This window comes from Stenotrophomonas sp. RIT309 (assembly GCF_000632045.1).
GTDB lineage: Bacteria > Pseudomonadota > Gammaproteobacteria > Xanthomonadales > Xanthomonadaceae > Stenotrophomonas > Stenotrophomonas indicatrix.
The window spans coordinates 82,698-88,865 of sequence record NZ_JFYS01000018.1; the positions used below are offsets into that span (position 1 = coordinate 82,698).

The 6,168-nt window shown below is 67.6% G+C and carries 6 protein-coding genes; 3 read left to right on the forward strand and 3 right to left on the reverse strand.

Annotated elements, in window-relative coordinates:
- The first annotated feature begins 49 nt into the window (after positions 1-49).
- Positions 50-1,549, forward strand: a complete 1,500-nt coding sequence (gene glpK / locus BW38_RS08940) for a glycerol kinase GlpK (RefSeq protein ID WP_032976574.1) — start codon at positions 50-52, stop codon at positions 1,547-1,549.
- An 86-nt stretch (positions 1,550-1,635) separates the two neighbouring features.
- Here glpK and BW38_RS08935 read toward each other — a convergent pair whose 3' ends face one another.
- Both BW38_RS08935 and BW38_RS08930 read right to left on the reverse strand, forming a co-directional pair.
- A complete protein-coding gene (locus BW38_RS08935) occupies positions 1,636-2,430 on the reverse strand; it encodes a MetQ/NlpA family ABC transporter substrate-binding protein (protein ID WP_032976575.1) in 795 nt (264 codons plus the stop codon).
- Positions 2,431-2,456: 26 nt separating this feature from the next.
- Positions 2,457-3,428, reverse strand: a complete 972-nt coding sequence (locus BW38_RS08930; RefSeq protein ID WP_025877388.1) for a YafY family protein — start codon at positions 3,426-3,428, stop codon at positions 2,457-2,459.
- Positions 3,429-3,509: 81 nt separating this feature from the next.
- Between BW38_RS08930 and BW38_RS08925 the strand changes: the two genes are divergently transcribed.
- Both BW38_RS08925 and BW38_RS08920 read left to right on the forward strand, forming a co-directional pair.
- Positions 3,510-4,112, forward strand: coding sequence for a hypothetical protein (locus BW38_RS08925; protein WP_032976576.1), 603 nt, complete (start codon positions 3,510-3,512; stop codon positions 4,110-4,112).
- Positions 4,113-4,219: 107 nt separating this feature from the next.
- A complete protein-coding gene (locus BW38_RS08920; protein WP_025877391.1) occupies positions 4,220-4,996 on the forward strand; it encodes a DUF481 domain-containing protein in 777 nt (258 codons plus the stop codon).
- A gap of 71 nt (positions 4,997-5,067) precedes the next feature.
- On the opposite strand, the gene hemC is transcribed toward BW38_RS08920, so the two are convergent.
- Positions 5,068-5,979 (reverse strand): hydroxymethylbilane synthase, encoded by a 912-nt coding sequence (gene hemC / locus BW38_RS08915; protein ID WP_025877394.1) that lies wholly within the window; start codon positions 5,977-5,979, stop codon positions 5,068-5,070.
- Positions 5,980-6,168 lie beyond the last annotated feature (189 nt).

Below are 6,168 nucleotides of genomic sequence, written 5' to 3' on the forward strand. Positions count from 1 at the left end.
CGGCGCCACCGATGCATTACGATCCCAACATCGCCACCGGAGACGCTGCATGACGCCCCGCTACGTGCTGGCCATCGACCAGGGAACCACCAGTTCGCGCGCGATCCTGTTCGATCGCGCCGGCGACATCGTCGGCAGCGCGCAGCGCGAGTTTGCCCAGTTGTTTCCACAGCCGGGCTGGGTCGAGCATGACCCGCGCGAGATCCTGACCAGCGTCTATGCCACGATCACCGAACTGCTCAGCCGCGAACAGATCGATCCCCGCCACATCGCCGCACTGGGCATCACCAACCAGCGCGAAACCACCGTGGTCTGGGACCGTGCCAGCGGCCAGCCGATCCACAACGCCATCGTCTGGCAGTCGCGGCAGAGCCAGGCGATCTGCGAGCGGCTGAAGTCCGACGGCCACGAAGCGCTGATCCGCGAGCGTACCGGCCTGCTGATCGATGCCTATTTCTCGGCCACCAAGATCCGCTGGATCCTCGACCACGTCGACGGCGCGCAGCAGCGGGCCGAGCGCGGCGAGCTGCTGTTCGGCACCATCGACAGCTGGCTGGTGTGGAATCTCAGCGGCGGCCAGGCGCACGTGACCGACTACAGCAACGCCGCGCGTACGCTGCTGTTCAACATCCACACCTTGGACTGGGACGAGGACCTGCTGGCCCTGCTGGACATTCCGCGTGCGATGCTGCCGCAGGTGCGCGATTCCAGTTCGGTGTACGCGCACACGCGCCCGCAGTTCTTCTTCGACCATCCGATCCCGATTGCCGGCATCGCCGGCGACCAGCAGGCCGCGCTGTTCGGCCAGGCCTGCTTCCAGCCAGGCATGGTCAAGAACACCTATGGCACCGGCTGCTTCATGCTGATGCACACCGGCACGCAGGCCGTGCGCTCGCGCAATGGCCTGCTGACCACCATTGCCTGGGGCCTGGAGGGAAAGGTGGAATACGCGCTGGAGGGGTCGATCTTCATCGCCGGCTCGGTGGTGCAGTGGCTGCGCGATGGGCTGCGCATGATCGATCGCGCTGCTGACAGCCAGGCCTTGGCCGCACAGGTGCCGGACAGCGCGGGGGTGTACCTGGTGCCGGCCTTCGTCGGCCTGGGTGCACCGTACTGGCGCAGCGACGTGCGCGGTGCGATGTTCGGCCTGACCCGTGGCACAGGCAAGGCCCACTTCGTGCGCGCAGCGCTGGAGGCGATGGCCTACCAGACCCGCGACGTTCTGGATGCGATGCAGTCCGATGCGGGCATCTCGCTCAGTGAACTGCGCGCCGATGGCGGCGCGATCGGCAACGACTTCCTTGCCAGCTTCCAGGCCGACATCCTCGGCGTCCCCCTGCTGCGACCGCGGGTGACCGAGACCACCGCGCTGGGTGCGGCCTATCTGGCCGGGCTGGCGGTCGGCTTCTGGGAGAGCCGCGAACAGATCGCGGCACAGTGGGGGCTGGATCGCCGCTTCGAACCGCAGATGGCGGTGGCCCGGCGCGAGAAACTCTACGCCGGGTGGCAGCAGGCCGTGGCCGCCACCCTCGCCTTCCACGTCGACTGACGGTAGTGCCGGCCGCTGGCCGGCAACACCGTGATCTTCGGGTACACCTGCTGGGTTGCCGGCCAGCGGCCGGCACTACCCCAGAGTCAGAACGCCGGCAGCACCGCGCCCTTGTACTTGGTCTCGATGAAGGCCTTCACCTGCGGTCCGGTCAGCGCCTTGGCCAGCTTCTGCACGCGGGCGTCGTCCTTGTTGTCCGGGCGGGCGACCAGGAAGTTCACGTACGGCGAGTCCTTGCTCTCGATCGCCAGCGCGTCCTTGGTCGGGTTGAGGCCGGCATCCAGCGCATAGTTGGTGTTGATCAGGGCCAGATCGACCTGGTCGAGCACGCGCGGCAGCATGGCCGAATCCAGCTCGCGGAACTTCAGGTTCTTCGGGTTGGAGACGATGTCGCGCTGGGTGGCCAGTGCGTTGGTCGGATCCTTCAGCTCGATCACGCCGGCCTTGTGCAGCAGGATCAGCGCGCGGCTGTTGTTGCTGGGGTCGTTGGGGATCACCACATCGGCCCCTTCACGCAGTTCGGCCAGCGACTTGATCTTGCGCGAGTAGGCACCGAACGGCTCGATGTGCACGCCCACCACCTTGGTCAGGTCGGTCTTGCGATCACGGTTGTAGGCGTCCAGGTACGGTTCGGTCTGGAAGTAGTTGGCATCCACCTGCTTCTGCACCAGCTGGTCGTTGGGCTGCACGTAGTCGTTGAACACGCGCACGTCCAGCTCCACGCCTTCCTGCTTGAGGATCGGCTTGACCACTTCCAGGATCTCGGCGTGCGGCACGGCGGTGGCGGCCACCACCAGCTTCTGCGAAGGCTCACCGGACTTGCCGCAGGCGGTCAGGGCCAGCGCAGCGGCGAACAGGGGCAGCAACAGGGTCTTCTTCATGGGCGCAATCGATCTCGGGGGAGGTGTCAGGATTTTTCGTAGTTGGTCAGGGCCAGTTCCAGCAGTGCCTTGGCCTGCTCGCGCAGCATCATCGGCTCGACGATCTCGGCATCGGACCCGTAATGCAACACGTCCATCAACAGTTCGCGCGACACGCTGTAGGGCACTTTCAATTCGTAGCGGCCATCGGCGAGGAAGCGTCCCTGCTGCTTGGAGTGCCAGTGCTCGTCGGCCACCCAGCGCGCGGCCTTGGCACTGAACAGGATGGTTGCCCAGCCCTTGGGCGCACCGGAGAAGATGCCGTAGCTGGCGCCGAGCTGCTCGTCCAGTTCGCTGTCGGCGACATCGCGGGCGGTGCTGTCGATCACCCGCGCCTTGTAGATGCGGTCCACCGCGAAGCTGCGCAGGGCCTCGCGATCATGGTCCCAGCCGTCCAGGTACCAGTTGTCGCGGTAATGGGTCAGCCGTTGCGGCGATACGGTGCGCTTGGTCGCTTCGTCGGTCGAGCGGGCGCGGTACTCAAAGCCCAGCTGCTTGCGCTCCAGCACCGCCGAGGCCACCGAACGGAAGCTGGCTTCATCGAACTTGCGGCCACGGTGCGGAATCACCCGCACCCGATCCACCGGCCAGCTGGAAACACCGGCCTGGGCGGCCAGCAGGCTCTCGATGCGCTGCTGCAGCGGCGCCAGCACCGAAGACAGCACGCCGCCGCCGGTACGGGCCAGCAGGTGCTGCGAGGCCAGCAGGGCGTGCAGCTCCTCCGAGCTCAGCCACAGGCCGGGCAGCTCGAAGCGGTCGCTCTCGTCGGCCAGGTAGCGGAAGCCGGCCTCGCCATCGCCCTCGATCGGCGCCATCAGCGCATCGCGCAGGAACGCCAGGTCGCGGTAGACGGTGGCCCGGGAGCAACCGAGCTTGTCCTGCAGGGTCGCCACCGTCACCGGATAGCGTGCGGACTTGAGCAGACGATGCAGGGCGGTGATGCGTTCGTATCGGTCCATGCCCCCGATTATGTCCGAGTCTCGGGCGTTGTGGCGGACGATTGGGCTATCGTGGGCGCCCCCTGCCCCGTGGAGCGCCCGATGCGCCGGTTGTCTGTCCTGCCCCTGCTGGCCTGCCTGCTGCTGGCCGCCTGCGACCGCGCACCGGCGCCCACCGACGCTGCGACGCCCGTCCCCGCTGCCGATCCGGCGCAGGCGGTGCTGTCTGCCAGCCAGCGCTTTGCCGCCCTGCGCAGCTTCCATGCCGAGCTGGAGGTGCTGGGCGCGCAGCAGCCGGTGCGTACCGCGATGGACTTCGTCGCCCCGGACCGGTTCCGGGTACAGACCCCTGCCGGACCACAGGTGATCATCGGCGACACCATGTTCCTGCAGGCCGACGATGCGATCCGCCAGGTGCCGACCCCGCCGGGGCTGCTGGAGCAATGGCGCAGCCCGCTGCCTGCCGATATCCCCGCACAGGCCCTGCAGGCCGAAGACCTGGGCGAGCAGACGCTGGACGGCGTCAGCACCCGCCACTACCGCCTGCGTGGCGCCACGGCCGGTGAGCGCCTGGAGTACTGGGTGGATGCGCAGGGCCTGCCGCGGCAGATCGTGCGCAGCGGCCACAACAACGGCAAGCCCTTCCAGCTGCGGCTGCGGTACTCGCGCTTCAACGATCCTGCCCTGCAGGTCGACCTGCCCTGAATGGGCCTGGCCGACAACGCCTGCTGAAGCAGGCGGGACGGGCGATTCGGACGGTCATCACGCTTCCAGTATCATCACCGGCTGCCAACCGCTTCGGAGAAGCCTCGATGTCCCTGCGCGTGTCCCTGCTGGTCCCCTTGCTGCTCTGCGCCCCGCTGGCGTATGCGCAGGATGCCTCCGAACTGGCGGCGATGTCCTCGCCGTGGAGCGGCAGTGGTGGCGAACTCGGCTTCGCGTCGGCACGTGGCAACAGCAGCACCGAGAGCTTCAACGGCCGCCTGCGCCTGCGCTACACCGATGGCGACTGGGTGCACAGCATGGACCTGTTCGGCCTGCGCTCCAGCTCCAAGGTGACCGAAACCAGCGACGACGGCACCACCACGCGCCGCAACAACACCACCGCCAACCGCTACACCGGCAGTGCAGGCAGCGCGCTGCAGCTGGGCGAACATCGCCAGCTGACGGCCACGGTACGTACCGAGCGTGATGACTTCGCCACCTACGACCGGCAGAGCTCGTTCGGTCTGGGTTACGGCACCCGGCTGTGGAACACCGAGCGTTTCTCGTTCGATGCGCAGATCGGCCCCGGTGTGCGCCGCACCCACAGCACCGAGGACGACCGCACCCGCACCGGCCTGATCGGTCGCGGCCTGTTCGACCTGAAGTACTCGCTGACCGACAACACCGACCTGATCAACACGCTGCTGGTCGAATCGGGTTCGTACAACACCTTCGGCCAGAACGATTTTGGTGTCTCGGTGAGCATGAACGAGCACCTGGCGCTGAAGGCCGGCTGGCAGGCGCGTTACAACAGCGACGTCGCCGAGGACAAGCGCAAGACCGATACGCTGACCACGATGAACGTGGTCTACAAGTTCAAATAAGCGAAACGGGCGCCTGGCGCCCGTTCTGCTTTTGGTAGTGCCGGCCGCTGGCCGGCATTACCTGCGGTGGCTCAGACGTTCAACAGCTCGCCAGCACCCGCATCCAGCAGCATCTTCGCCACGCGCTGGCCCAGCACTTCCGGGTCGCTGGCCGGGCCCACGGCGTCGGCACGCACCGCGCGGCCGTCACTGGCGCTGCCGACCAGCCCCTGCAGGTGCAGGTCCTGGCCCTGCCACTGCGCGATCGCCGCCACCGGCACATGGCAGCTGCCATGCAGCGCGCGGTTCATCGCCCGCTCCGCTTCTACACAGGCGCGCGTGGCGGCGTCATCCAGGCCTGCAAACAGCGCCATCAGCGCGGCATTGCCGCCATCGCACTCCACCGCCACCGCGCCCTGCGCCGGCGCCGGCAACCACTGCGGCGGCTGCAGGCGGGCGACGATGCGATTGCCCAGGCCCAGCCGTTCCAGCCCGGCCACGGCCAGCACGATGGCGTCGTAGCCGCCGTTGTCGAGCTTGGCCAGACGGGTGTTGACGTTGCCGCGCAGGTCCAGCAGCTCCAGGTCCGGGCGCAGCGCACGCAGCTGGGCCTGGCGGCGCAGTGACGAGGTACCGACGCGCGCACCGATCGGCAGTGCATCCAGCGAGGCATACAGGTTGGAGACGAAACCATCGGCCGGATCGTGGCGGGTCAGCATTGCCGGCAGCGCGAACGGCGCATCCAGTTCCATCGGCACATCCTTCAACGAGTGCACCGCGCAGTCGGCCTCGCCACGCAGCATGGCCAGCTCCAGTTCCTTGAGGAACAGGCCCTTGCCACCGATGGCCGCCAGCGAGCGGTCAAGCACTTCATCGCCGCGGGTGCTCATCGGCACCAGTTCCACGTGCAGATCGGGATGTGCCTGGCGCAGGCGGTCGGCGACGTGTTCGCTCTGCCAGAGGGCGAGCGGGCTCTTGCGGGTGGCGATGCGGACGGTTTCCATCCTTTCATTATCGCGCCTATCGGCGGGATACGGCCAACGGCGGAGCCCCTCGTGGCTGGTGTGGTCGTGCAAGCAACAGCTGTGCTTGGCCGGGCGGGGTGGGCTGCGCGGGGGACGCCGTAAACCCATCCCTGGGGGCTTGGCCGCGGCATCCATGCCGCGGACACCCCCACGCAGTCCACCCCCGTG

Bases quoted from the DNA above. Each gene is read 5' to 3' on its own strand.
- BW38_RS08920 (WP_025877391.1), top strand. From the start codon at position 4,220: ATGTCCCTGCGCGTGTCCCTGCTGGTCCCCTTGCTGCTCTGCGCCCCG.
- glpK (WP_032976574.1), top strand. From the start codon at position 50: ATGACGCCCCGCTACGTGCTGGCCATCGACCAGGGAACCACCAGTTCG.
- BW38_RS08925 (WP_032976576.1), top strand. From the start codon at position 3,510: ATGCGCCGGTTGTCTGTCCTGCCCCTGCTGGCCTGCCTGCTGCTGGCC.
- BW38_RS08930 (WP_025877388.1), bottom strand. From the start codon at position 3,428: ATGGACCGATACGAACGCATCACCGCCCTGCATCGTCTGCTCAAGTCC.
- hemC (WP_025877394.1), bottom strand. From the start codon at position 5,979: ATGGAAACCGTCCGCATCGCCACCCGCAAGAGCCCGCTCGCCCTCTGG.
- BW38_RS08935 (WP_032976575.1), bottom strand. From the start codon at position 2,430: ATGAAGAAGACCCTGTTGCTGCCCCTGTTCGCCGCTGCGCTGGCCCTG.